General features: G+C 63.9%; 25 protein-coding genes. 5 read left to right on the top strand and 20 right to left on the bottom strand.

From position 1 onward, the window contains the following. Positions 1-2 precede the first annotated feature (2 nt). The gene (purM, locus tag M0D43_RS18055; RefSeq protein WP_252162460.1) at positions 3-1,136 is read right to left on the bottom strand and encodes a phosphoribosylformylglycinamidine cyclo-ligase; all 1,134 of its coding nucleotides are present in this window, start codon (positions 1,134-1,136) and stop codon (positions 3-5) included. Between the two features lie 22 nt (positions 1,137-1,158). On the opposite strand from purM, the gene M0D43_RS18060 reads away from it, so the two are divergent. The 3 genes from M0D43_RS18060 to hda are packed head-to-tail and all read left to right on the top strand — an operon-like array spanning position 1,159 to position 4,141. Continuing rightward, complete coding sequence (locus tag M0D43_RS18060) at positions 1,159-2,271, top strand: DUF2066 domain-containing protein (RefSeq protein ID WP_101361648.1); 1,113 nt, start codon at positions 1,159-1,161, stop codon at positions 2,269-2,271. Further along, positions 2,268-3,434, top strand: coding sequence for an AI-2E family transporter (locus M0D43_RS18065; protein ID WP_101361647.1), 1,167 nt, complete (start codon positions 2,268-2,270; stop codon positions 3,432-3,434). Before M0D43_RS18060 ends, M0D43_RS18065 begins: the two co-directional genes overlap by 4 nt. After that, positions 3,431-4,141, top strand: a complete 711-nt coding sequence (hda, locus tag M0D43_RS18070) for a DnaA regulatory inactivator Hda (protein ID WP_252162461.1) — start codon at positions 3,431-3,433, stop codon at positions 4,139-4,141. The genes M0D43_RS18065 and hda overlap by 4 nt, the downstream gene beginning before the upstream one ends. Positions 4,142-4,383: 242 nt before the next feature. Here hda and M0D43_RS18075 read toward each other — a convergent pair whose 3' ends face one another. The 5 genes from M0D43_RS18075 to M0D43_RS18095 form a co-directional block, all read right to left on the bottom strand. Continuing rightward, complete coding sequence (locus M0D43_RS18075) at positions 4,384-4,677, bottom strand: hypothetical protein (RefSeq protein WP_260808317.1); 294 nt, start codon at positions 4,675-4,677, stop codon at positions 4,384-4,386. Further along, positions 4,616-5,326 carry an N-acetylmuramate alpha-1-phosphate uridylyltransferase MurU gene (murU, locus tag M0D43_RS18080; protein WP_252162463.1) on the bottom strand — a complete coding sequence of 237 codons (711 nt, stop codon included), beginning with the start codon at positions 5,324-5,326 and terminating at the stop codon, positions 4,616-4,618. Before murU ends, M0D43_RS18075 begins: the two co-directional genes overlap by 62 nt. After that, entirely contained in the window at positions 5,323-6,342 is a 1,020-nt protein-coding gene (locus tag M0D43_RS18085) for an aminoglycoside phosphotransferase family protein (RefSeq protein WP_252162464.1), read from the bottom strand. The genes murU and M0D43_RS18085 overlap by 4 nt, the downstream gene beginning before the upstream one ends. 57 nt (positions 6,343-6,399) lie before the next feature. After that, the gene (locus tag M0D43_RS18090; RefSeq protein ID WP_005913344.1) at positions 6,400-6,672 is read right to left on the bottom strand and encodes a GlsB/YeaQ/YmgE family stress response membrane protein; all 273 of its coding nucleotides are present in this window, start codon (positions 6,670-6,672) and stop codon (positions 6,400-6,402) included. A gap of 515 nt (positions 6,673-7,187) precedes the next feature. Next, positions 7,188-8,681: a M20 family metallopeptidase gene (locus M0D43_RS18095; RefSeq protein ID WP_252162465.1), complete on the bottom strand. Its 1,494-nt coding sequence runs from the start codon at positions 8,679-8,681 to the stop codon at positions 7,188-7,190. A gap of 157 nt (positions 8,682-8,838) precedes the next feature. On the opposite strand from M0D43_RS18095, the gene M0D43_RS18100 reads away from it, so the two are divergent. Next, entirely contained in the window at positions 8,839-9,213 is a 375-nt protein-coding gene (locus M0D43_RS18100; protein ID WP_313905083.1) for a ComEA family DNA-binding protein, read from the top strand. A gap of 440 nt (positions 9,214-9,653) precedes the next feature. Beyond that, positions 9,654-10,454: a HutD/Ves family protein gene (locus tag M0D43_RS18105; RefSeq protein ID WP_252162467.1), complete on the top strand. Its 801-nt coding sequence runs from the start codon at positions 9,654-9,656 to the stop codon at positions 10,452-10,454. 193 nt (positions 10,455-10,647) lie between these two features. Here M0D43_RS18105 and M0D43_RS18110 read toward each other — a convergent pair whose 3' ends face one another. The 14 genes from M0D43_RS18110 to sufB form a co-directional block, all read right to left on the bottom strand. After that, on the bottom strand, positions 10,648-12,351 hold the full coding sequence (locus M0D43_RS18110) for a sulfite reductase subunit alpha (protein WP_252162468.1): 1,704 nt from the start codon (positions 12,349-12,351) through the stop codon (positions 10,648-10,650). Next, a complete protein-coding gene (locus M0D43_RS18115; RefSeq protein WP_252162469.1) occupies positions 12,342-13,322 on the bottom strand; it encodes an FAD:protein FMN transferase in 981 nt (326 codons plus the stop codon). Before M0D43_RS18115 ends, M0D43_RS18110 begins: the two co-directional genes overlap by 10 nt. A 209-nt stretch (positions 13,323-13,531) precedes the next feature. Further along, positions 13,532-14,335, bottom strand: a complete 804-nt coding sequence (locus M0D43_RS18120; RefSeq protein WP_252162470.1) for a DUF4198 domain-containing protein — start codon at positions 14,333-14,335, stop codon at positions 13,532-13,534. Between the two features lie 186 nt (positions 14,336-14,521). Beyond that, positions 14,522-15,037, bottom strand: a complete 516-nt coding sequence (locus M0D43_RS18125; protein ID WP_252162471.1) for a DUF2271 domain-containing protein — start codon at positions 15,035-15,037, stop codon at positions 14,522-14,524. A gap of 19 nt (positions 15,038-15,056) precedes the next feature. Next, positions 15,057-15,698 carry a PepSY-associated TM helix domain-containing protein gene (locus M0D43_RS18130; RefSeq protein WP_252162472.1) on the bottom strand — a complete coding sequence of 214 codons (642 nt, stop codon included), beginning with the start codon at positions 15,696-15,698 and terminating at the stop codon, positions 15,057-15,059. A 7-nt stretch (positions 15,699-15,705) separates the two neighbouring features. Beyond that, positions 15,706-16,464 carry a tetratricopeptide repeat protein gene (locus M0D43_RS18135; protein ID WP_252162473.1) on the bottom strand — a complete coding sequence of 253 codons (759 nt, stop codon included), beginning with the start codon at positions 16,462-16,464 and terminating at the stop codon, positions 15,706-15,708. Beyond that, positions 16,457-17,143 (bottom strand): Fe2+-dependent dioxygenase, encoded by a 687-nt coding sequence (locus tag M0D43_RS18140; protein WP_252162474.1) that lies wholly within the window; start codon positions 17,141-17,143, stop codon positions 16,457-16,459. The genes M0D43_RS18135 and M0D43_RS18140 overlap by 8 nt, the downstream gene beginning before the upstream one ends. 47 nt (positions 17,144-17,190) lie before the next feature. Then, entirely contained in the window at positions 17,191-19,509 is a 2,319-nt protein-coding gene (locus M0D43_RS18145) for a TonB-dependent receptor (protein WP_252162475.1), read from the bottom strand. Between the two features lie 345 nt (positions 19,510-19,854). After that, positions 19,855-20,184, bottom strand: coding sequence for a non-heme iron oxygenase ferredoxin subunit (locus M0D43_RS18150; RefSeq protein WP_252162476.1), 330 nt, complete (start codon positions 20,182-20,184; stop codon positions 19,855-19,857). Then, positions 20,181-20,720, bottom strand: a complete 540-nt coding sequence (locus M0D43_RS18155; protein WP_252162477.1) for a GNAT family N-acetyltransferase — start codon at positions 20,718-20,720, stop codon at positions 20,181-20,183. The genes M0D43_RS18150 and M0D43_RS18155 overlap by 4 nt, the downstream gene beginning before the upstream one ends. A gap of 135 nt (positions 20,721-20,855) precedes the next feature. Continuing rightward, positions 20,856-22,100: a cysteine desulfurase gene (locus tag M0D43_RS18160; RefSeq protein ID WP_252162478.1), complete on the bottom strand. Its 1,245-nt coding sequence runs from the start codon at positions 22,098-22,100 to the stop codon at positions 20,856-20,858. After that, positions 22,097-23,359, bottom strand: coding sequence for a Fe-S cluster assembly protein SufD (sufD, locus tag M0D43_RS18165; RefSeq protein ID WP_252162479.1), 1,263 nt, complete (start codon positions 23,357-23,359; stop codon positions 22,097-22,099). Before sufD ends, M0D43_RS18160 begins: the two co-directional genes overlap by 4 nt. After that, a complete protein-coding gene (gene sufC, locus M0D43_RS18170; protein ID WP_252162480.1) occupies positions 23,359-24,123 on the bottom strand; it encodes a Fe-S cluster assembly ATPase SufC in 765 nt (254 codons plus the stop codon). Before sufC ends, sufD begins: the two co-directional genes overlap by 1 nt. Positions 24,124-24,232: 109 nt before the next feature. Beyond that, on the bottom strand, positions 24,233-25,690 hold the full coding sequence (gene sufB / locus M0D43_RS18175; protein WP_252162481.1) for a Fe-S cluster assembly protein SufB: 1,458 nt from the start codon (positions 25,688-25,690) through the stop codon (positions 24,233-24,235).

A 25,690-nucleotide genomic window follows, 5' to 3' on the forward strand; every position in this document is an offset into this window, starting at 1 on the left:
GCTCAGCCGATGCGCACGCGCTCGTCACCGTGTGTCGGCACCACCTGACCAATGCGCCAATGCGCCAGCGACTGCGCGTCCAGCGCCTGCTCCAGCGTGGCTGCCTGCTCGGGCGAGGCAATCAGCACAAAGCCGATCCCGCAGTTGAAGGTGCGCCACATTTCGGCGTCGGCCACCGCGCCTTCGCGCTGCAGCCAGGCAAACACCGGCGGCAAGGTCCAGGCCTTGGCATCGATGTCCAGGCCCAGGCCGTCGGGAATCACGCGGATGATGTTTTCGGTCAGGCCACCGCCGGTGATGTGCGCCATGGCGTGGATCGCTTCGCCGTGCGACTTCAGCAGCGCCAGCACCGGTTTGACGTACAGCGCGGTCGGCGCCATCAGCGCGTCGATCAACGTGGTGCCATCGTCCAGCACATGGTCGGCCGGTGCGCCGGCACGCTCGTAGATCTTGCGGATCAGTGAATAGCCGTTGGAGTGCGGGCCCGACGAGGCGATGCCGATCAACACGTCACCGTCGCGTACCTGCGCGCCATCCAATAACTGCGATTTTTCCACTGCGCCGACGGTGAAGCCGGCCAGGTCGTACTCGCCCGGCGGGTACATGTCGGGCATTTCGGCGGTTTCGCCGCCGATCAGCGCGCAACCGGACAGCTCACAGCCGCGTGCGATGCCGCCGACCACCGCCGCAGCGGTGTCCACGTCGAGCTTGCCGGTGGCGAAATAGTCCAGAAAGAACAACGGCTCGGCGCCTTGCACCAGTACGTCGTTGACGCACATGCCGACCAGATCGATACCGATCGTGTCGTGCCGACCGAGCTGCTGGGCCAGCTTGAGCTTGGTGCCCACGCCGTCGGTGCCGGACACCAGCACCGGTTCCTTGTACTTGCCCGACAGGTCGAACAGCGCGCCGAATCCACCCAGGCCACCCATCACCTCCGGCCGGAAGCTGCGCTTGACCAACGGCTTGATGCGTTCGACCAATGCATTGCCGGCGTCGATGTCGACACCCGCGTCGCGGTAGGTCATGGGCGAGGGGCTGGAAGGCGTTTGGCTGGTCACGGGCAGGGGTGGCTCGGCAGTAAAGGCGGCGATTTTAGCAGCCACGTTGGCGCTGGCGTCCCATTCGGGCAACAATTCACCCGGATACGCTTAAGTCATGGAACCGTCGATGCGCCGCAGTCTCGCTTTCTTTCTCGCCCTCGTGGTCGCCATGCCCGTCGCTCCGGCCTTTGCGCAGGCAGATCTGCGCACCGAAGGCGACGTTGCCAAGGCGCAAAGTGCCTATGACGCCGAAGTGCCGGTCAACAGCCAGAGCGAATCCGATCGCCCCGGCGCACTGGCGCGCGCGCTGGGCGCGGTGCTGGGCAAGGTCTCCGGCGACCGCGGCGTGATGGGCCGCCCCGGCGTGCCGCAGGCGCTGCGCAATGCGCCCAACTACGTCGAACACTACGACTACCGCCAGGATCAGGGGACCTCGCGGACGGGCGCGCCCACCTTTCGCACCACCCTGGTCGCGCGTTTTCGCCAGTCCGATGTGGATGGCTTGATCGCTGCCCTCGGCTTGCCGGTGTGGCCGCTGCCGCGGCCCAAGCCGGTGCTCTGGCTGGCCATCGATGACGGCAGCGGCCCGCGTTTGGTCGGTGTAGCCCAGGCCAACGCAGCGCGTAGCGTGCTCGACCGTGCCATCGAACGCGGCTACCGGCTCGGTCTGCCGAGCGGCGCAGCTGCCGAGCAGGCCTTGGCTGGCGCGATCTGGCGCAAGGACACCGCCGCGGTGTCGCGCGCTTCGGCCAAATACAGCCCGCCGATGCAGTTGATCGGCAAGCTCTACCGCAACGCCGCCGGCTGGACGGCCGACTGGGTGTTCGTGGACAACGGCAATGTCCTGTCCAGCTGGACCAGCAGCGACGGCGATGCACGCCGCGCGATGGCCGCTGGTGCCGACGGCGCTGCCGACGCGCTGGTCAAGCGCTACGCCAAACGGGTGGATTCGGGTGTGCCCGGTGTCTACCGCGTGGTGATCACCGGTATCAGCAGCGCCGACGATTACTTGCGCGTGTCGGCCGCCCTGCAGGGCGTGTCGGTAGTACGCAGCATCCGCCCGGTCAGCGCCAATGGCGACCGCATGGAACTGGATCTGGAACTGCTCACGGGCATTTCCGGCCTCAACCGTATGCTCGGCGACAACAGCCCGCTGGTCTCGGTCTCGGTACCGACCGAAGGCCCGATCATTCTTGAAAACGAGCACGCCGAGTACCGCCTGAAATGACTTTGACTCCCGAAGCCGAAATTGCCCAGTTCCTGCGCCGCCTCAAATGGGCGGCGGTGATTGTCGGTGTGTTGTGGGTGGTCTCGCTGCTGGCGCCGATCCTGACGCCGTTCGTGCTCGCGCTGCTGCTGGCCTGGCTGGGCGACCCGCTGGTGGACCGCATCGAACGCGCAGGCCGCTCGCGCAACATGGCGGTGTCGCTGGTGTTCGTGCTGGCGTTGCTGTTGTTCGTGCTGGCGCTGATGATTCTGGTGCCGATGATCGAACGGCAGATCATGACCCTGATCGACGCCTTGCCGCAGATGCGCGCCTGGGCGATCAGTACCGCCATCCCGTGGCTGGAAGCCAAGACCGGCATGCAGTTGATGGGCTGGCTGGATCCGGAGCGCTTGATCGACTGGATCCGCAGCCACTGGGAACAGGCCGGTGGCGCCGCCAAGACCCTCTTCGGTTACGTGTCGCGCTCGGGCTTTGCGATGGTGACCTGGGTGATCAACCTGGCGCTGCTGCCGATTTTGGCGTTCTATTTCCTGCGCGACTGGGACCGTCTGGTCGAGCGCGTGGCGGCGGTCATCCCACGTGCCTACATCGCTACGGTGAGCCGGCTGGCGCTGGAATCCAATGACGTGCTCGGCGGCTTCATCCGCGGCCAGTTCCTGGTGATGCTGGCGCTGGGCGCGATCTACGCCACTGGCCTTTCGATCATCGGGCTCAACCTGGGCTTGTTGATCGGCATCATCGCCGGCCTCATCAGCTTTATCCCGTACCTGGGCGCGACCACCGGCATCGTGCTGGCACTGCTGGCGGCGATCGTGCAGGCGCAGGGGCTGGATCTGAAACTGTTGATCGGCGTGGGCGTGGTGTTCACCGTCGGCCAGTTGCTGGAAAGCTACGTGCTCACCCCGCGCATCGTTGGCGACAAGATCGGTTTGCACCCAGTTGCGGTGATCTTTGCGGTGATGGCAGGCGGCCAGTTGTTCGGCTTTCTCGGCATGTTGCTGGCGTTGCCGGTGGCAGCGGTAGCCAACGTGCTGCTGCGCTACGCGCATGAGCAGTACACGCGCAGCGATCTCTATGCGGGCGAGCGCGCCGGCATCGTGCTGCAGTCCACGACCGAGCGCAGCGTGATTGTCGACCCTGGCAAGGACGCGGATCGGTTGTGAGTGTTCCGCAGTTGCCGCTGGCGTTGCGCGCGCCACCCGATCAGCGTTTCGACAGTTACATCGCCGCGCCCGATGGCCTGCTTGCGCAATTGCAGGCGCTGGCCGCCGGGCAGGTAAGCGATTGGCTGTATCTTTCCGGCCCCGCCGGGACTGGTAAGACCCATCTGGCGCTGTCGCTGTGCGCCGCTGCCGAGCAGGCCGGGTGTACGCCGGCGTATCTGCCGCTGCAGGCGGCCGCCGGCCGCTTGCGCGATGCACTCGAAGCGCTGGAGGGCCGCGGCTTGGTCGCGTTGGATGGCGTGGAAAGCATCGCCGGCCGGCGCGATGACGAAGTGGCCTTGTTCGATTTCCACAACCGCGCACGCGCGGCCGGCATCACGCTGTTGTACACCGCGCGTCAAATGCCCGACGGGTTGGCGTTGGTGTTGCCGGACCTGCGCTCGCGGCTGTCGCAATGTATCCGGATCGGCTTGCCGGTACTCGACGATGCCGCACGCGCAGCAGTGCTGCGCGACCGCGCGCAGCGTCGCGGACTGGCATTGGACGAGGCAGCAATCGACTGGCTGCTGACCCATAGCGAACGCGAACTGGCAGGGCTGGTGGCTGTGTTGGATCGCCTGGATCGCGAATCATTGGCCGCAAAACGCCGCATCACGGTGCCGTTTCTGCGGCGTGTGCTTGAGGATCGCGGGTCGTCGCGCTGTTGATCTGCGGCTCGGTTGCAGGGACTTTGTCCGACACCATTCCAGGACGCGCTGCAAGGACGTGTCTGTAAGCTCCCGCGACGGTGGGCGGGCAATGACCAGCTGAGATGGTGAGCGCGCAGAGTTTTCAAACAAGCAGCAGCAAACGAGCGAGGCGGTGGACTCGTTCTTCAATACGACAACCAGACGACTGTCTGGCGAGGTGAGGGCACCGCGCACTTGACGATGCACGTTCGCTGCAAGGGCTAGTTGAGTTTGTCGGTGGACGTGGTTACGCGCCGTGCACGTGGCGCGGCCGGCCGATAAGGTGCGGTCTGATCAGCTGTTTTCGATCCAGCTGACGTCATTGCCAGTTCCGACAGCATGTCACCCGTCGACCAGGCGCATGCGGCAAACACGTTGTAACCATCGAGCCGGCGCCCGAAGATTTCTTTGGTGATGCGCTTGATTGCGAGCGTTGCAGCAGTGAGGTGGCGATCAACCGCCGTTGCGCAGCAACTGAGCATCCAGTTCCGCCAGCCGCTGCGGCGTGCCGACATCGGTCCAGCGTCCAGGATGGTGGATGCCATCGATCAAGCCTGCCGCCATCTGCGCGCGCAGGATCGGCGCCAGCGCAAACCGCGGCGCCGTGCCGGTCTGTTCTGGCAACTGACCAATGACCGATTGCCAATCGCGCAGCAGCGCCGGTCGATACATGCCGATGCCGGAGTAGGTGAGCGTCGCTGGCAGATCTGCGCGCACCTTGCCATCCGTATCCAGCGCAAAGTCTGCGCGCGCTGCGTAGCTGGGCTGATCCACCAACACCAGTTGCGCCAGCCCTTCGGGGGCATGCGACAGACGGGCGAAATCGAAATCGGTCCAGATATCGCCGTTGACCAACAGAAATGGCGCATCGTCCAGCAGAGGCAGCGCATGCAACATGCCGCCGCCGGTTTCCAGTGGCATCGCACCTTCATACGAATAAGTCAGGCGAAGACCGAACGCTCTACCGTCGCCCAATACCTGCGGGAACTGCTCTGCCAGCCACGAGGTGTTGATCACCACCTCCTCCACGCCCAGCGCCGCCAACTTGCGCAGATGCCACACGATCAACGGCGTGCCACCGACCGACAGTAGCGGCTTGGGCGCGTGCTCGGTCAGCGGGCGCATGCGCTCGCCGAATCCTGCGGCAAAGATCAGCGCCTTCATGTCGCCGCCTGCTGCGCACGCGCAGCAAGCGCGGGCTTGATCACCTCATCCAGCAAACCGATCAACGGCGCCAGCTCGGCGTAGCGGGGCAGTACCTCGTCCAGATACGTGATGAAACGCGGCACGTTATCCAGATACCAATGCTTGCCATCGCGATGACTCAGGCGCGAGAAGATGCCCAGGTTTTTAAGATGGCGCTGCACGCCCATCCAGTCTGCATCGCGCAGGAACTGCGCCAGCGGCGGCACCGGCAATCCGGCCGCCGATGCACGTGCGTGATAGTGCTGCAGCCATCCGTCTACCCGAGCGATCGGCCAACTCACCGAGGTGTCCTTGAACAGGCTGATCGGGTCGTAGGCGATCGGGCCGATGACGCAATCCTGAAAATCCAGCACCGCCGGGCCGTCGGGCACCGGCATCAGATTGCGCGGCATGAAATCGCGATGGGTGAACACGCGCGGCTGCGCCAGCGCGTTGTCCATCAAACGGCGCTGCACCAACTGCAACTGCTCGGCATGGGCGCACGCCAGCTGTACGCCCAGGTGGCGGCCTAAAAACCATTCTTCGAACAAACCGGCATCGCGCTGCAATAGCGCTTCGCCAAACACGCCGCTCTCGGCAGGTGGTGGAATTTGTTGCAGCAACAGCAGTTGGCTGATCGCGCCATCCAGCAAGTCGTCGGCGTTGGCGTCAGTGAGGACCTGTGCCAGCGTTGGCACGCCCAGGTCCTCCAGGAGCAAAAAACCGTTTTCCAGGTCCTGGGCAAGCACATGCGGCACGCGCACGCCATGTGCGCTTAACAGCGCATGCATGCGTAGCCACGGCGCAACGTTTTCCAGCTGTGGCGGCGCGTCCATCAAGATGCGATCCACACCGCGTCCTTGCGTGCGCCAGTAACTGCGATACCCCGCATCGACCGATGCGCGCTGCAGCGAGGCCTGTGGATCGTCGAGCGCTTGGTGTGCCCAGTGCAAGCGAAGCGCGTCGCGCGCAGTATCCGGATGAAGTGACGTCATGGATCGAGTGGGCGTAATGAAGTGAGGGGTAAACAGAGCAGACGCGCAGTGAAGCGCTCAGCGCTTGCTGCCGCTGAATAACCGCAACAACGCCAGGATCGCAATCGCTCCGAGCAACGCACCGAGGAAGCCGGCCGGCTCGCCCGCGCGGTACCACCCCATGTAGCGGCCAAACCAGCTGGCGACCACGGCACCGGCAATGCCCAGCACGATCGTCAGCAGACAGCCCAGGCGTTGCGTACCCGGCGTAATGAAACGCGCCAGCAGCCCGACCACAAAGCCGACCAGCAGAATGTAGAGCCAGCTGTCGCTACCAAATAGATGATTCATTGCAGCACCGGAGGTGGACGGGATCGGCAGACTAGCATTTCGGATGTCGCTGCCTAGCGCAGCGAGAGCCGGAGTGACGACGCCGATGCATTGCCTTCAGAAAAACGTGGTCATCGGCTCCGGCTGCCGCGCGCTCCTGGCTTCGGGCAAGTTATTTGCTGGGGAGATCGGCTTCCCTGCAGGTAGGTCGTCTTTCAATCAAAGAAACCTCTTCGGGAAACCGTTGCCGGTGAGGTGCATGCAAAAACACCAGTGCTGAGCCAGACCAATCACCACCAAGCGCTCTTTCGGACAAGCAATTCCTGGCTCATCCCCCATCGGGAGAGGGGTTGGGGGAAGGGCGCGCTGCCAGGCAATGCGTGAAGCTGGGCCGCCTGGTCGCGCCAGCGAGCTTGGCGCCAAAACCAGCGATTCAAACCAGCCAGCCACACCATCTACGCCCCCGCACTCACCACGCAGGCCAACATCTCGTTCATCGATGCGCGCCAGCGGCACGCATCGATGAAACCGTCAACTCAACAGCAGCCATGCCCGCCATGACGGGTGCCGCTATCGGCAGCCACCGGCGAGCCGCTGGTTTCGCCACGCAGGCAGGCCGCGTGATGATCGGCGATCACCTTCGACACGCAGGCGGTCACGCGCTTGCCCATCGGGATGTGCAGGAACTCGTTGGGGCCATGCGCGTTGGAATGTGGGCCAAGCACACCGGTAATCATGAACTGCGCGCCGGGGAACTTCTCGCCCAACATGCCCATGAACGGGATCGAGCCGCCTTCGCCCATGTACATCGCCGGCTTGTCGAAAAAGGCCTGGCTGGCGTCGTCGATGGCCTTTTCCAGCCACGGTGCCATTGCCGGCGCATTCCAGCCGGAGGAGGCCTTTTCCAGCTCCAGCGTGACCTGTGCCCCGTTGGGCGGGTTGCGTAGCAATGCGTGCTTGAGCAACTCGCCGCAGGCCTTGCCGTCAGCCGTCGGCGGTAACCGCAATGACAGTTTTACCGCGGTCTGCGGGCGGAGCACGTTGCCTGCCGACGCCAGTGGCGGCATCCCGTCGGCACCGGTGATCGACAGCGCCGGGCGCCAGGTGCGGTTCAACACCAGCTCGGTGAGGTCCTCATGCATCGGCACCAGGCCATCGACCATCGGGAACTTGTCGAAGATCGCGGTATCTAGCGTGGCTGCAGCGGCCTTTGCCTGCGTCAGCCGTTCGGCGGGCACCTCCACATGCAGGCCGTCGAGTAGGATGCGTCCGGTGGTTTCGTCTTCAATACGCGACAGGAGCTGGCGCAGCAGGCGGAAGCTGGACGGCACCACGCCGGAAGCATCGCCCGAGTGCACGCCTTCTTCCAGCACCTTGACCATCAGGTTGCCACCGGTCAGCCCGCGCAGCGAAGTCGTGCACCACAGCTGCTCGTAATTGCCGCAGCCCGAGTCCAGGCACACCACCAGCGACGGCTTGCCGATGCGCTCGGCCAGATGGTCCACATAGGCCGGCAGGTCGTAGCTGCCGGATTCTTCGCAGGCCTCGATCAGCACCACGCAGCGCGCATGCGGCAGGCCCTGGGTGCGCAGCGCGAGAATGGCTGCCAGCGACCCGAAGATGGCGTAGCCGTCGTCCGCACCACCACGCCCGTACAACTTGTCGTCGCGCAACACCGGCTCCCAAGGGCCGAGGTCGGCATCCCAGCCCGTCATCTCCGGCTGTTTGTCCAGGTGACCGTAGAGCAGCACGGTGTCGTCGCCCGACGCGGGGCCGGTCGCCGGAATCTCGATGAAGATCAGCGGCGTGCGGCCGTCCAGGCGCACCACCTCAACCTGCATGCCGTCGATGGCCTGCGCGCGCGCCCAGGTCTCCATCAACACGACCGCCTGCTCCATGTAGCCATGGGCCACCCAATCGGCATCGAACATCGGCGACTTGTTGGGAATACGGATGTAATCGACCAGTTGCGGGACGATCTCGCGGTCCCAGGTGTCGCTGATGAACTGGTCGATCTTGGCGCTGTCCATGAAGGCTCCGAATGCGTGACGTAATCAATCATTCTACGCCTGCACTAGGGGGTAGGTATTTCCCTACAAGGCAGCGCGCAGTTCACCTGCTGTGTGAAAAGTTCGCTGGCGATAGGATTGCTGCATGTGGCGCGGGACACTGGCTCCGCCGGCAGGAATGCTGGCTAGGACCATCACCCAAGCCACAAGGAGCGTTGCAATGAAGTCATTTACCGTAGTCCTGAAGTCCCTGCTGCTGGCGTTGCTGTTGTCCTCGAATGCGTATGCACTCGACAAGGTCGATATCAACACCGCGTCTGCTGAGGAATTGGACAAGGTGCTGATGAATGTCGGGCGATCAAAAGCCGAGGCAATCGTTGAGCACCGTCAGGCAAACGGTCCCTTTAAAAGTGCCGAGGAACTGGCACTGGTCAAGGGCATCGGACTCAAGACGGTCGAACGGAATCGTGACCTGATCGAAGTTGGAGCCACGATGGCTCCCGCCAAGAATGCTGCCAAGGGGGCGGCGGTGAAACCGGTGGGACGGCGTTAAGGGGAAAGGATCCGAGATACGGTTCGACGCGAGGATGCGTGGCCGCAACCTAACTGGACAGGACGTCCGGGGGGATGGCTGGAAGCCGACAAGGACGTGGAATCGCCCGGTGTTGCACTTGGATGTGCAGCCGGGCGTTTTTCGTTTGGGTATTGAGCAGCCTTGAGGTCGCGCAGCGACCATGTGTTTGGACGGTCTGCTACACCTGACAAACAGTGCCAGGCGGACGTGGATATCGCCACAGAGCCTCAATATTCGAATGGATCATGCCGTACTGGGTACTCGCCGCTTCCGCCCGGCGACGTCGCTGTCGTTTATGGGTTACGCGTTTTTGCCGTCTAAGATCTGTCTCGCTACGCGATGACTTTGCTGATGCAGGCCGGTCGCCCAGCAACAAAGAGCGTGATCGCCGGCCGTGGGACCTCAGGCACAATGCGCCGATGCAACTGACAGACCTGAGCAGCCGGGTAATTCCGGCCACCGAGTACCGCCGCGAGCGGTGGCGTAACCAATTGGGTTGGACGCGCGAAATCCTGCGTCTGGGTGATGCAGAGCAATGGGCGTTGCGGCTGTCGATTGCCGAGATCGAGCAGGATGCTGCGTTCTCCGCCTTCCCAGGCATCGATCGTGAGCTGGTGCTGCTGCGGGGCAATGGCATGCGTCTGAGATTCGGCAATCGCGATTCTCATGTCGATCCCGATCCCAGTGCGAGTTCTAGCGCTCATGTCAGCGCCGACGAAACCGAAACCGAAACCGCTGCAGGTGCCGGGAAGGGTGGCGATTCAAATGCTCTTGGCGCGGAGAGTGCTGTCGAGCATGCTGGCGTCAGTGGAGCATTGCGTAGTGCTGAGCGTCTTGTTGCAAACCCTGCCGACAGCGGGCATTGCGTGGATTTATTGCCGCCATATCGACGCGTGCGATTCGCCGGCGAGGAGGCGGTGCATGCGGTGCTGCGCGATGGGCCGACCCAGGATTTCAATCTGATGTGGCGGCGCGACTTGCTGCAGGCCGAACTTCTGCATCGTCCGTTGGTCGGCACCATGTTGTTTTTTGCAGACCCGGGTAGCGCCTGGGCGATCCACTTGCTTGCCGGCCAGGCGAGCTTCGGGCGCGACAGTGGTTTGCCGCCGTTAGCGGCTGGCGATACCGCGTGGCTGAGCGCAGCGACGCGCACCCGCTACGTGCTCGACGGCGGTGGCGAATTGTTGGCGATTCGGGTGAGTCCGCTGCCGGAATATTGAACCTGGCGAACACCGCTAACTAAGTCTTGCCTGTGGCAGATCCGCAGCGGCGGCAAGCCCGTACCGCTTGTGTGACGTCCGGACATCGTGGGTGTACGTCTGCCCGCGGTGTGTAGACCGTGCTGTTTTAGGAGCGTCGACGCGCGTTTGGCCGACTATTGGTGTGAAAGGTCTGGCGGCGGTGTGCTGCGGATCAGTACACATCGCGTCGGTAGCGGCCGTCGTGTAGCAGTTGCTGTCTGCCGGACGCACCCAGGATATTGTCTAGCGCGTGGTCTACCTCCGGCGCCATGCTGCGCAGGCTGCCGCAGATGTAGAGGCAGGCACCTTGTTCGACCCACAAGCGCACGTCATCGGCGGCTGCGCTCAGTGCGTGTTGCACATAGCGTGCAGGTTGATCCTGATCGCGCGAATACACGCGGTCCAGACGTTCGAGCCAGCCGGTCTGTTGCCAGTGCTGTAGTTCGTCTGCGTACAGCGCATCGTACGCAGCGTTACGTTCGCCGAACACCAGCCAGTTACGCCGCGCGCCGACGGTGATGCGTGCGCGCAGATGCGCGCGCAGTCCGGCCATGCCGGTGCCGTTGCCGATCAGCAGCATGGGTTGATCCGCTGCCGGTGGGTGAAAGCCTGGGTTGCTGCGCAGGCGCAACGCGATCGGTGCGCCGATCGGTGCGTGCACGCACAGCCAGCCACTGGCCAAGCCCAGCTTGCCCTCGCTATGGCGGTGTTGGCGTACCAGCAATTCGACCTGACCTTCGTCGGGAATGGAGGCGATCGAGTAGTCGCGATGAGGTAGGGCAACCAGGTTTCGCACCAGCGTTGCTGTGTCCAGTGGTGATGCGGTGTCGATATTTGAAGTGATATCCGTAGCGGTAATCGCAGTCGCATGTGCATCTTCATTTGCGTTGCTTGCGGCTACAGCCGCATCCAGATCTACAGCCAAATCCAAAGGAAGCTGCGCGCCGCTGAGCCATTCGCGCAACGTGCGCCTGTCGATACGCTGCGCGCCGTCGTGCTGATGGTGCTGCAACCAGGCGTCCACCGCAGCGGGTGGATGTTGTGGCGCGATCTCGGCAATGTCGCCTGCTTTCCACGGTGGTAATTTGCCATCGCAAGGCGTCAGTCGCAGCCGATAGATCGGCGCGCCGGCACTGCCGGGATTGACGTGGACACGCTCGCGTAGCTGCCAGGCCGCATAGGTCGGTACGCTCCAATCCTGCTGCTTTGCCAGTGCGGGTGCCAGTTCCGTCAGTTTTCGCTGCCACTGTTGCAGCGCACGTGGGTCGGCGTTGTCGACCTCGATGCGCCGGAATAACGCTGTTGCGCCGCGCGCCCGCAGACGATTGTCGAGGCGGCGGCCGAACGCACAGAATTGCGCGTAACGCTGGTCGCCAAGCGCAAGCACGGCGTAGCGCACCGCGGCCAGGTCCTGGCTGTCGCCCGCAAGCCAGCCGCGCTCGGCTGCCTGCATGTGGTCCGGTGCATCGCCCTCGCCTGTGGTGCTGACGATGCACAGCAGCCGCGGCGCGCGCGCGAGTTGGCTGGCATCTACTGCGTCCAGCGGTAGTGCGCATGCGCCCACGCCTGCCGATTGCAGTGCAGCGGCGCTGCGCTCGGCCAGTTCGCGCGCGAATCCGGTCTGGCTTGCCCAGGCAATCAATATGCCGCTGGCGTCGCCGCGTTGCGCGGTGACGCGCGTGCGCGAGCACCACGCGACGATCAGGCACAGTGCGGCGTACACCGCAATGGCGAGTGCAGCCAAGTGCCAGCGATGCAGTGTCGGCGGGCTCCACCATGCGCCTTGATGCAGGCTGCCGAACCATGCGAGCAGCGCAGCCAATGCAAGCAAGACCAGCCCGTTGCCGAGCCAGGCGCGTGGTACCGCTAGTCGCATGACGCGGCCAGGTGCTGTTCGAACGCCGGGCTCATCGATTCGTGGAGCGCGCCGTTGCTGCGCGAGAGGAAGCGCACCGCAAGTTGCGCAGTGCGTGCATAGTCGAGTCCGGCATCGACGCCGAGCACGGTCATTGCCGTGGCCCAGGCATCGGCGTGCATCGCCTCGCGCGCAAGCACGGTGACGGCGGCAGGCGCGTGCGGCACCGGTGCACCTGTGCGCGGATCGAACGTGTGCGCATAGCGGATGCCATCGGCGTCGAAGCGGTGCCAGCGATCGCCCGAAGTGGCCACTGCCAGGCCATCCAGCGCGAGAACGCGTGCCGGCAATGCTGCACCGGCATCTTCGTCGGGTGCGGATTCGACCAGCACACGCCATGCGCTGCCATCGGGCTTGCGGCCGTATCCGAACAATTCGCCGCCGACTTCGATCAATGCGCTGGCGATGTCGGCGTGCACCAGCGCACGGTGCACGCTATCCACACCGAATCCCTTGGCAATTCCGGAAAGATCCAGCGCCACTGCGCCAGGCTGCAGCACGCGCATGCCGTCCAGATCCAGGCGCTGCCAGCCGCACCGCAAGTTGGTCAGCGCGATCTGCTCGCGCGAGGGAACGCGTTGTCGGCCGCCAGAGGCGCCAAAGCCCCACAACTCGACCATCGGGCCGATGGTGGGATCGAAGGCGCCGTTGCTGGCTTGTGCGATTTCCAGTGCGGCACTCAGCACCGCATGGAAGTCGTCCGGCAAGGTGTGCCAACTACCGGCCGGCGCGCGGTTGTAGCGGCTGATGTCGGACGCCGCTTCCCAGGTGCTCATTTGCGCCACCACGCGATCCAGGGCGTCCTGGATGCATGCATGCAGCGGATGCAGGTCGCGTCCGCGCGGCACCACCAGTTTCACGCTCCAGGTGGTCCCCATGCTGCGGCCGCCCAGGGTGGCGATATCGTGGTCGGCGGAAGGCGCTGAGGGCATGGGGTGATCAGGTGGGTGCGGAAAGCGGCAGGATGCAGCAAACGTGCGTTTGCTGCCGCGTCTGGCAGCTTAACGTGGCTTAAAAGTAGCGGGCGGCCGCCGGGCGGGTGTGCATGGCGCACAGGAACCGCCGCGTACGAGTGGTTCCTGCCGCACCGAGCACTGTCGGCACCCGTCTGGCGATGGGCGCAGCAGTTTTTTCGCAGCTCTTATTGCGGCAGCACTTCCAGCGTGGCGACATAGCCCAGGCGTCGTTGCTTGGCCTGCGGTAACGAGGTCTTGGTGTCTTCGCTGGTAACTTCCAGCCAGTACATCCCGGCCTGCGGCCAGGTCACGCTGAAGCCGCCCGTTGCATCGGTTTTCAGTTTGATCTCGTTCTGCGCATCCCGATAACGGGTGCCACCGCGCACGATTTCGATCTCCAGCCCGGCGGTCGGTGTACCGTCCAGCTGCAGAGTGAACTGTGCCGCTTCGCCCGCGACCAGATCATTGGGGTGCGTGACCGGAATCAACTCGATGCCCTTGCCGCTGGGCTTGAACACGGTTGTCGTGGGTGCGCCGCGGGTGACGAAGGTTTCCACCCGGTTGAGCGATTGGGACACCTGCAGTTGCTTGGCGTTTTTCGGCACTTCGGTGGCGAAGCTGGTTTCGTTGCCGCGCCAGCGCTTGGGTTTGCCGTCTTCTTTCCAGCTGGCGAACAGGCCGGCGTTGACGATGGCGAGCTTGTAGGTGCCCGGCTGGGTGAGCTGCAGGTCGAACACGCTGCGGTATTTGCCGGTGGCTGGATTCTCCGGCTTGAGCGCGCTGCCATCGGGTGCAGTGATGCTCAGGTTCTCCAAGCGCAGCGGCACGTGGTTGAAGTAGAACAGGTCGTTGGAGACGGCGGCATCGACCGTAATCCACGGCGCTTCGCCGGCAAGGACGGTCTGCGACGGCAGCAACCAGGCCTTGTGGGCAAGTGCGTTGAGCGGCAGTGCGGCAAGCAGGGCGACCAGGACGAGCGAACGTTTCATGACAACTCCTTGGAAGACGATGACAACGATGGGTCACGTGTCTGATCGGCGCGAGACTGCAACGCTGCGTGGCTGCGTGGAAAACTTGTGGTTTGAACTGCAGGCGGTGGCGCAACGCGCAAGGCGTGCGTGACAAAAGTAGAAGCGACGTTAGTGGAGAGATCGCTACGAATGGCAATGCGGCAGTCAGGGCTTTGCAACCAGACTGACGGCACCGAGCTCGCTGCTGCCGCTGGCCTTTGCTGTCTGCGCGGACGTCGCCGGCCAGGTGAAAGGCACCTTGACCAGTTCACGGCCGCCGACTTCGCGTGCAGCTTCCACCACCAGCGTGTATTGGCCTGCAGGCAGCGACTTCAATGCGCCTTTGGTGTCGGAGAACGACAGCGCGTGCGCGCCGGCCGGACGGGTGGGGCCGGTCACGCCATCGACCGGCACGGTCAGGGTGCGGCCGCTTTTGCGCCACCACTGGTGCAGATCCGGCAGCCACTTGGTGCCATGGCCTTCGGCGGTGTCCTTGGATTGGTACCAGACGGCCAGATTGGCGGCGACTTTCTGGTCCGCGCCTTCCAGCCAGATCGCCACATACGGGCGGTGATACTCGGCGACGTTGAGCTTGGGAATCTCCACGTTGATGTCGAGCGTGGCCGCATATGCCGGCATGGCGAGCAGGCCGCTCAGAGCGATGGTCAGGGTGGCGCGCATGATCGTCTCCGGTAGAAGGTCAGTGGATCAGCAGCAAGGCAATCAGCAGCGGAATCAGCAGGCCCAGGCCGACCAGCGGCCAGGTCATGCTGCGCTGACGCGCATGCAGATGCAGCAGAAACAGGCCGGTGATGCAGAACACCAGGCAGGCGATGGCGAACATGTCGATGAACCAGCCCCAGGCCGGCCCGGCGTTGCGGCCTTTATGCAGATCGTTGAGATAGGCGATCCACCCACGCGATGTGCGCTCGTATTCGACCGCACCCGTTGTGCGATCCAGACTCAGCCATGCATCGCCGCCAGGGCGTGGCAGCGCGACATATACCTCGTCGGCCGACCATTCGCCGTTGCGCGTGCCGATGCTGATATCGAGCTCGCGCCCCACCCATTGCGCCACGCGCGGCGGCAGTGGTGCGTTACCGTCCTGCCGCTTGCCTAGCGTCTGCAGCAGCGTTGGCGGCAGCGTCAGCGTGCGTTGTTCGGTCGATGGGCTGGCCTCGATGCGCGCGGCATGATTCAACGTCAGCCCGGTGACCGTAAACAGCAGCATGCCGATCAGGCACAGCGCCGAGCTGATCCAGTGCCATTGATGCAGCAGGCGCAGCCAGAAGCCGCGGCGTTGCTGCACGGTGGCGAGCGTGGTGTCGGTTGACGTCGACATGCTGCGCTCAGGCCACGTCTGCAGGGATGCAGGGCGGCAGTTGCAACTGCCGTGCAGCCACTTCGTGCAGCAATGCATGCAGGCGTGGATGGCGCGTGCCTGCCAGCAGCGGCGTGAGCTGGTGCAGAAAGCCGGCGTGACCACCTGCGATGGCGCGGCGCATCCACTGTTCGGCGTCATCAAGCTCGCCGCTGTCGGCGAGCAACGTGGCGTAGCCGGCCTGGCCGCGGAAATCGCCCGCTTCGGCAGAACGCTGATACCACGGGCGTGCGGCTAACGGATCGGCATCGCAGGCCAGGCCCTGGTCGAGATAGCGTGCCAGGAAATTCATCGACTTGGCATGTCCGCGTTCGGCCGCGCGGCGATACAGCGCCAAGGCCTGCACGTGGTCCTGCGCCATGCCGCGCCCGGAGGCGTATAGGTGCGCCAGGTTGTACATGCCCCAATCCAGCCCATGTTCGGCAGCGCGGCGATACCACAACGCGGCCAGCACTTCGTTGGTATCGGTGCCAAAGCCCAGTTCGTGGCAGCGGCCTAGTCGATTCATCGCTTCCGGATGTCCGGCATTGGCGGCCACTTCGTACCACAGCATTGCCATGGCCGGATCGGCGGGAATGCCGCGTCCTTCCGCATACATCTGCGCGAGCAGGAGCTGTGCGCCCACGTCCTGCCGCGCAGCGGCTTTGTGCAAAAGCGCGCGTGCCTGTTCCGGCTGCGTGCGCAGCAACGCGGTCAGCTGCGCAAAGTCCAGCGCCGTCTCAGACATCGGCCCATTGCCGCAACAGGTTGTGATACACGCCGGTGAGCTGGATCAATGAGGGATGGCCGGGCGTGTCCTGGGTGAGGCGGCGGATCGAGACATCCAGTTCGAACAACAGGCGGCGCTGCGCAGCGTCGCGCAGCATGCTTTGCGCCCAGAAAAAACACGCCACGCGCGCGCCGCGGGTCACCGGCATGACCCGGTGCAGGCTGGTGCCCGGGTAGATCACCAGATGCCCGGCCGGCAGCTTGACCGACTGTGTGCCGTAGGTGTCTTCGATCACCAGCTCGCCACCGTCGTAGCTGTCCGGGTCGCTGAGAAACAGCGTCGCCGAGACATCGGTACGCACCGGGTCCGCGCCGCCACGACTGCGGTCGTACCGCACCGCGTTGTCCACGTGATAGCCGAACGACTGCCCGCCGCTGTAGCGATTGAACAGCGGCGGGTAAATCCTGCGCGGCAGTACCGCCGAGAAGAACGTGCTGTTACGCGAGAGCGCCTCCAACACCAGGGCGCCGGCCTCGCGCGCGATGGCGCTGTCTTCGGGCAGCTGCGCATTGTCCTTGGCCTGTGCCGATTGGTGGCCGGCGGTAATGCGCCCATCCGCCCAGTCGGCTGCATCCAGACGTGCGCGCAACTCGCTGAGCTGCGCGGGGCTGAGAACATCGGGAATGGGCAGCAACATGCGGTTGTCTCCACGCCGCCCGCGCCATGCGGACGACGTGCAAGAAGTCAGAAACTGAAAGTGGCGTTCAACACCGCCGAGCGGCCATCGCCCGGTAGCGCCCAGCCGCTGCCGGCAGTGACGGTGCCTGCGGCGTTGACGGTGAGGTTGTTGCGGATGCTGGTGTAGTACACCTTGTCGAACAGGTTGTTGACGTTCAACTGCAGGCTGAGCCACTCGTTGACGCGCAGGCCGACCATCGCACGGTGCACCCAGTACGCGTCGGTCTTGCGGTAGACCGCGGTGGAGGTGTTGTTCGGATAGAAGCTGCCCTGGTAGTTGACGCCGTAGCCGAAGGTCCACTGGTTGAGCTGGTAGGTGGTCCAGAGATTGCCGGCGTTACGCGGGGTCTGCACCAGTTCGCGTCCGGCGACGGGGTCGCCGGTGAGGCTGGCGGTGCGGTTGGACACGCTCTGCAGCACTTCGCTATCGAGGAAGGTGTAGTTGGCGAAGATCGACCAGCGCTCGGTCAGATAGCCGGCCGCGCCCAGCGCGATGCCGTCCACACGGGCCTTGCCGTCGAGCACCTGCTCGGGAATCAGCGGATCGCCGCTGTTGACCTTGTAGTTTTCCCGCTCGTTGCGGAACACCGCCGCCGTCAGTGCCAGACGCTCGTTCAGCACGTCCCACTTGCCGCCCAGTTCGATATTGACCGCATTTTCCGGCGCGACATTGCAGTTGGCACCGGCCGTGGCGGTGGCGATCGGCGTGCACGAGCCGTTGACCGAGGCCTTGGATGGCGTCTTCGCGTTTGCGTAGGACAGATACAGGCTGGCGTTGTCGACCGGCTTGAACACCAGGCCGGCGCGGTAGGAGAACAAGTCCTCCTTGCTGCTTGCCGGGAAGCCCGCGCTCACGCCGGTGATGCCGCCGGTGGCGTTGACGGTGTAGGTAGTGGTGTCGCCCTCGTTGTGTTCGTAACGGCCGCCCAGGTTGAGCATCCATTGCTCGTTGAACTGCAGCGTGTCGAACAGATACACCGCCTGATTGGTCAGGCTGCCCTTGCTGTGTCCGGTGCGGAAATAATTCTGCGGGCCGGTCCAGATGTTGTATGGGTTGTCGAAGGTCTGCAGCGGATAGGTGATGCCGGTGGTGGAGCCATCGGCGTTGCGGAAGATCGAACCGCTATCCAGCTCGAAGTCTTCCTTGCTGAAGGCGACGCCTGCGACCAGGCGATGCTCGATCGCGCCGGTATGCAGGGTGGCGGTTAGATCTGTCTGGCTATGCGCGATGAGGTTTTCGGTATCGCGCACCAGGCCACGCGGCCCGCTGTTGGGATTCCAGGTGGACGGGGGCTGGCCCACGCAAGCGCGGCCTGTGTAGGCGTTGGTGTTGTTGGGCAGGCACCAGGTACCTTCCGGTGCAGTGGCCGTGGTGCTCTGGTCCACGCGCTGCAGCCTTGCCAGGCTGCGCAATTTGACGTTGTCGTCGAAGTCCATTTCCAGCACGCCGGTGAGCATGTCCACGTCGATTTCCTGACGCGCCACATTGCGATAGCCGTAATAGGTTTCGTGGTCCACGCCTGGCAACGGGCCATCGTTGAATGGGCTGAGCGCGAACGGCACGCCGTACTGCGGGAGGTTGTTGTCGTGCTGGTGCAGATAGCTCAGCGTGAAGCGTGTGTCCGAGCCCAGGCCGAAGGCCACCGATGGCGCAACGCCCCAACGGTGACGAAATTCCTCATCGCGGCCCGGCACGTCCTGGGTGTGGCCCATCGCGTTCAAACGTACGGCGGTGCCGTTTTCGAAATCGTAATTGCTGTCGGCAGTGAGGCGGCCGTAGCGGTCGCTGCCGCCACCGATCATGACGTTGGCGAAGTTGCCCTGGCCCGCGGTCTTGGTCACCAGATTGATGTTGCCGCCCACCGAGCCGGCGCCGGACATGGCCGAGTTGGCACCGTTGATCAGCTCGACCGATTCGAGGTTGAAGGTGTCGCTGCGGCTGTACTGCGCGCTGTCGCGCACGCCGTCGGTGGTGATGTCGCTGCTGGCGGTGAAGCCGCGCAGGTTGATGCTGTCGCCATAGCCGCCGCCGCCTTCGCCCGCACCGAAGGTGATGCCGGGCAGGGTGCTGAGCACATCGCGCAGCGACAGCAGATTCTGCTGGTCCATGGTCTGCTTGGTGACCACGGTGATGGTCTGCGGCGTGTCGCGCAGCGCTTCGGTGTACTTGGGCGAGGACGGCTTCTGCGCACGTTCCTGCTGCACCCGGATCGCATCCAGATCTACCGCTCCCGGAGGCGCCGGCGCATCGTCAGGTTGGGCGAAAGCGGGGGCGGACAGCGTCAGCACGACGGCCGAGGCGAGCGGGGAAATGCGAGGAGTCATGGAAGGTCTCAAAGAGGTGCGAGGCTCCTGCCTGGCGATGGCTCGGCGGATGCGGGATGGGATGCGTGGACGCTGCGCCTGCTAACTTGAAGCGCCTTGCCGACAGCCACATGGGCCAGGCATGCCGAAGCGCTGTGCGGCCAGGCACAGGCAGGGCGAATGAACGAGGCAGGTGTCGAGCAGGGTTAGGTGCATGAGATCGCGGGCAGGCCAGTTGTTAAGAGGGCCTTAAGGGTTGCGATCTTAAATGCAAATCATTCTTCTTTGCAATATGTATTAATGGGCGTGGCAGTCCGTTGCGCTATGGCGACCTCTACCTTGCAGCAACAGGGCTTGAGAGCGCGCCTAGCGGTCGTCTCGCGTCCAGATGCCGTCGTGTTCGCGCTTGACCGGGAACTTGGGCACAGCGGTGTAGGCAGGCGCGCACAACGGGCGACCATCGCGGATATCGAAGCGTGCGCTATGCAACTGGCACTCGATGGTCCCTGCAACCGGGTCGAAGGTGCCGGGCGACAATTCGTAGTCTTCGTGGCTGCAGCGGTCTTCCAGCGCATACAGCGCGCCGTCGAGGTTGAACACCACAATCGGCGTGTCGGTGACCTCGTCCCAGACGGTCTTAATTTCGCCGGGCAGCAGTGCATCGCTGGCGCAGACGAAGGTCCAGGTGTCGCTCACGGGCTCGGCCGGTTCAACTGTTTTTCCAGCACTTCGAAATGCAGATCTTGGCGCAGCGGAATGCCGAAGCGCTCGTCGCCATACGGGAAGGGCTTGACGATGCCGGTGCGGCGATACCCGCGGCGTTCGTAGAAGGCGATGAGTTCGTTGCGCACATTGATCACGGTCATGCGCATCACCGGTAGCTGCCATTGGCTGTGCGCAATGCGCTCTGCCTCGGCCAATAGCGTCTTGCCGAGCCCGCTGCCCTGCAACGATGGATCGACCGCAAACATGCCGAAATACCCGGCGCCATGATCATCGGCGATATGCGCGCAGGCCTGCAGGCGCCCATCCTGCTCGACCAGCAGCACCAGGCTGCGCTCGCGCAAGATATCTTCGCGCAGCACGGCAGGGTCGATACGCGCGCCATCGAGAATATTCGCCTCGGTGGTCCAGCCTACGCGGCTGCTGTCGCCGCGATAGGCCGAGGTCACCAGTCGGACAAGAGCGTCGATGTCATCGACGGTGGCGGCGCGGAAAGTGGTGGTCTGCATGTGGGCAGTTTAATCGGGAATGGGGACGGGGGAAAAGCGTCGCGCTGCTCAACGAACCCAGTTCCACGCATCGAACGTTACCGGCGTTCGGGACAACCGCTGTTTCAATTCTCCATTCCCGATTGCCGATTCCAATCAGCCCAGGAGTCGATGCACCTTCACCAACGCGGCAACGAAGCGCTCGATCTCGTCGTGCGTGTTGTAGAACGCCAGCGAGGCGCGGCAGGTGGCGGCGACGCCGTAGTACTGCAGCAATGGATGTGCGCAGTGTTGGCCGGAACGCACTGCGACGCCTTCCAGGTCGAGCAGGGTGGCCAGATCGTGCGAGTGCGCCCCCTCGATCAGGAACGATACGACTGCAGCTTTGTCGGGCGTTGTGCCGAAGATGCGCAGGCCATCGATGCGCTGCAGCTCCTCGGTGAAGTGGGCGAGCAACTCGGCTTCGCGCGCTTCCACGTGTGCCAGCCCGACCGACTCCAGGTAATCCACTGCCGCACCCAGGCCGATAAAGCCCGCAATATTCGGCGTGCCGGCTTCGAACTTGTGCGGCGCGTCGTTGAAGACGGTGTTTTCGAAGCTGACTTCCTTGATCATCTCGCCGCCGCCCAAAAATGGCGGCATCGCCTGCAGATGTTCGCGACGTGCCCACAGCGCGCCGGTGCCGGTAGGCCCGCACATCTTGTGGCCGGTGATGGCATAGAAATCGCAGCCGATGCTGGCCACATCGATGCGCCGATGCGGTGCCGCCTGCGAGCCGTCCACCACGGTGACGATGCCGCGCTTGCGCGCCTCGCGGCAGATCTCGCGGACCGGGTTGACCGTGCCCAGTACGTTGGACACGTGGGTGATTGCCAGCAGTTTGACGTCTGGCGTCATCGCCTTGCGCAGCGCATCCAGATCCAGCGCGCCATCGGGCGTGATTTCGGCCACGCGGATGGTGGCGCCAGTGCGTTGGGCCACCAGCTGCCATGGCACGATGTTGGCGTGGTGCTCCATGCGTGAGATCAGGATCACATCGCCCGCGCCCAATCGCGGCAATGCCCACGAATACGCCACCAGATTGATTGCGAAGGTGGTGCCGCTGCACAGCACTAACTCATCGGCGCGGACGTTGAGAAAACGTGCGAGCTTGCTGCGCGCGCCTTCGAACGCATCGGTCGCTTCGCTGCCGAGCGCATGCACGGCACGGCTGACGTTGGCGTTCTGGCGGCGATAGAACTCGTCGGTGGCCGCAATCACCTGCAGCGGCTTCTGGCCGGTGTTGGCATTGTCGAAATAGATCAGCGGCTTGCCATGTACCTGCCGCATCAACAGCGGGAAATCCAGGCGCACGCGGTCCCAATCGGGCGCCGCGCTATGCGGGACGGCGAGCATATTCATGCCACGCCTGCCCAGTTCAACGCACGGTCCAGCTGCACTGCCAGCACGGCGCTCAACGCGGCCGGGAGGACGCGCAAGGGTTCGTGACAGAACGCCGCACTGAGCAGGCGCTGCGCCTGTTCTTGCGGCAACCCACGCGAACGCAGGTAGAACAACGCATTGTCGTCGAGCTGACCCACAGTGGCACCATGGGCGGCCTGCACTTCGTCGGCATCGATCACCAGCACTGGCTGGGTGTCGATTTCGGCATTGGACGACAGCAGCAGATTCTTGTTGGACAGCCGCGCATCGGTGCCGTCGGCACCTGCGCGGATGCGGATGCCGCCATGGAACACAACGCGGCTGCGGTCCGCGCCCACGCCGCGCCACACCAGTTCGCAAGCGGTGTCGCGCGCAATGTGCTCGATGTCCAGGCGCGTATCGACATGCCGGCGGCCATTGCCGAGCAGCACGCCATTGGCGGTGAGCTGCGCATTGCTGCCCTCAAGGCGCACATTGAGCTCGTGCCGCGACAGGCCTGCACCCAGCTCCAGGTCCACACGCTGGTAGCGCGCGTTGCGCGCAAGGACCGCGTCGGTCCGCAGCAGCGAGGTGGCATGCGCGCTGTTGGCCTGCATGCGCGCATGCGAGAGCGACGCGTCCTGCGCCAGGTGCACATGCATCACGCTGTTTTCCAGATGTGCGGCGTCGCCCACATGCAGATGATGCTCGACCACCTGCAACGCAGCGCCGGCACGCAATTCGATCAAGTGGCGGTGATGCCAGGACAGATCGTGCTCACCGGCCACGCTGACGAACACCAGGTGAAGCGGCAGCTCGATCTGCGCGCCGTCGCGCACACGCACCAGCACGCCTTCGTCGGCAAGCGCTGCATTCAAGCGCGCAAAGATTTCGTCGCTGCCGTCGAAACGGCGGCCCAGTAGCTGCTGCGCCTCGCCGCTCGCCGCCAACGACGCCGCCAAGGTGTCCAACTGCACGCCATCCTGCAAGGTGGATAGATCGCTGAGCGCCTCGGACGGGCGACCATTGACGAAGACCAAACGCGGCGACGGGATGTCGTCCAGCGCGGCGGCATCCACGAGTGTTGGCACCAGCGGAGCGGGCTGGAAGCTGCGACGTTCCAGCTGCCGCAACGAGGTGTATTTCCATGCTTCGGCGCGCGGGCCGGGCAGGCCGGTCTGCAGGGCGGCATCGAGCTCGGCACGGCGCGCATCGTCGCCGCAGAAGCCGCGTGCCAGGGAATCGAGCAGGGCGCTCATCAGGCGGCAACCTCAGGCACCACGCGGTCCTTCAAGAAGTGGTAACCGTGCTTTTCCAGCTCCAGCGCCAGTTCCGGGCCGCCGCTCTGCACGATGCGTCCTTCGGACAGCACATGCACCACGTCCGGGGTGATGTAGTCGAGCAGGCGCTGATAGTGGGTGATGACCAGGAACGAACGCTCCGGCGAACGCAGCGCGTTGACGCCGTCAGCCACGCTCTTGAGCGCATCGATATCCAGGCCGGAATCGGTCTCGTCCAGGATGGCGAGCTTGGGCTCGAGCACGGCCAGCTGGAAGATCTCGTTGCGCTTCTTTTCGCCGCCGGAGAAGCCTTCGTTGACGCCGCGATGCAGCAGCTCGTCCTTCAGGTGCAGCACGGCCAGCTTCTGGCGCACCAGCTTGAGGAACTGCATCGAATCCAGTTCGTCTTCGCCACGCGCCTTGCGCTGCGCATTCAGTGCAGCACGCAGGAAATAGGTGTTGTTGACGCCGGGGATTTCCACCGGGTACTGGAAGGCCAAGAACAGGCCGGCAGCGGCGCGTTCTTCGGGCGGCAGGTCGAGCAGATCCTTGCCTTCGAATTGCACGGTGCCCGCGCTGACTTCATAGCCATCGCGACCTGCCAGCACATTGCCCAGCGTGGATTTACCCGCGCCGTTGGGGCCCATGATGGCGTGGACCTGGCCGGGCTGGATGTCCAGCGACAGGCCTTTGAGGATGTCTTTGCCGGCGATGCTGGCGTGGAGGTTGTTGATCGTAAGCATGGGATTGGTTATTCGAAATTTGGGATTGGTAACAGCAGAAGAGCCAGGATGGCAGGGAGCGGGACGTTGCGAATCTCCAATCTCCAATGCCGAATCCCTGCAGGCAGCGTCAGCCGACGCTGCCTTCCAAGGAAACTTCCAGCAGCTTCTTGGCTTCCACGGCGAACTCCATCGGCAGTTCGCGGAACACCTGCTTGCAGAAGCCATCGACGATCAACGACACCGCATCTTCCTGGCTGATGCCGCGCGCGCGGCAATAGAACAGCTGGTCGTCGCTGATCTTGGAGGTGGTGGCTTCGTGCTCGACGGTGGCGCCCGGGTTCTTCACCTCGATATAGGGGAAGGTGTGCGCGCCACACTGCTTGCCGATCAACAGCGAATCGCACTGCGTGTAATTGCGTGCGCCGTCCGCATTGCGATCCACCTTGACCAGGCCGCGATAGGTGTTCTGACCACGCCCGGCGCTGATGCCCTTGCTGACGATCTTGCTCTTGGTGCGCTTGCCGATGTGGATCATCTTGGTGCCGGTATCGGCCTGCTGACGATGGTGGGTCAGCGCCACCGAATGGAATTCGCCCACCGAGTCGTCGCCAATCAGCACGCACGAGGGATACTTCCAGGTGATCGCAGAGCCGGTTTCGACCTGGGTCCAGGTCACCTTGCTGCGTGCGCCACGGCATTCGGCACGCTTGGTGACGAAGTTGTAGATGCCGCCGCGGCCTTCTTCATCGCCGGGGTACCAGTTCTGCACGGTCGAATACTTGATTTCTGCATCTTCCAACGTCACCAGCTCGACCACCGCCGCATGCAGCTGGTTTTCGTCGCGCATCGGCGCCGTGCAGCCTTCCAGATACGACACGTAAGCCCTGTCTTCGCACACGATCAAGGTGCGTTCGAACTGGCCGGTGTGGCCGGCATTGATGCGGAAGTAGGTGCTCAGTTCCATCGGGCAACGCACGCCCTTGGGAATGAACACGAAGCTGCCGTCGGAGAACACCGCCGAGTTGAGCGCGGCGAAGTAGTTGTCGCCCACCGGCACCACGCTGCCCAGATATTGCTTGACGATCTCCGGGTGCTCTTTGATGGCCTCGGACATCGAGCAGAAGATCACGCCTTTTTCGGCCAGCTCCTTACGGAACGTGGTACCGACCGAGACCGAATCGAACACTGCATCCACGGCCACACCGGCCAGCTTGGCGCGTTCGTGCAGCGGCACGCCGAGCTTGTCGTAGGTGTCCAGCAATTCTTTGGGTACCTCGTCCAGCGAGGCGTACTTCGGGCCCTTGGGCGCGGAGTAATAGCTCAGCGCCTGGAAGTCGATCGGCGAGATCTGCAGCTTCGCCCACTCCGGCATCGGCATCTTCAGCCAATGACGATAAGCCTCAAGACGCCAGTCGGTCATCCATTGCGGCTCGTCTTTCTTGGCCGACAGCGCACGGATGACGTCTTCGTCCAGACCGGGCGGGAGCGAGTCGGATTCGATCTCGGTGATGAAGCCGGCGTCGTAACGTCGACCCAGCCGTTCGAGGATCTCGGCGTTTTGCGGAGGAGCAAGTTCGGTGGCCAT

The organism is Xanthomonas prunicola, from assembly GCF_025266575.1.
GTDB classification, from domain to species: Bacteria; Pseudomonadota; Gammaproteobacteria; order Xanthomonadales; family Xanthomonadaceae; genus Xanthomonas; species Xanthomonas prunicola.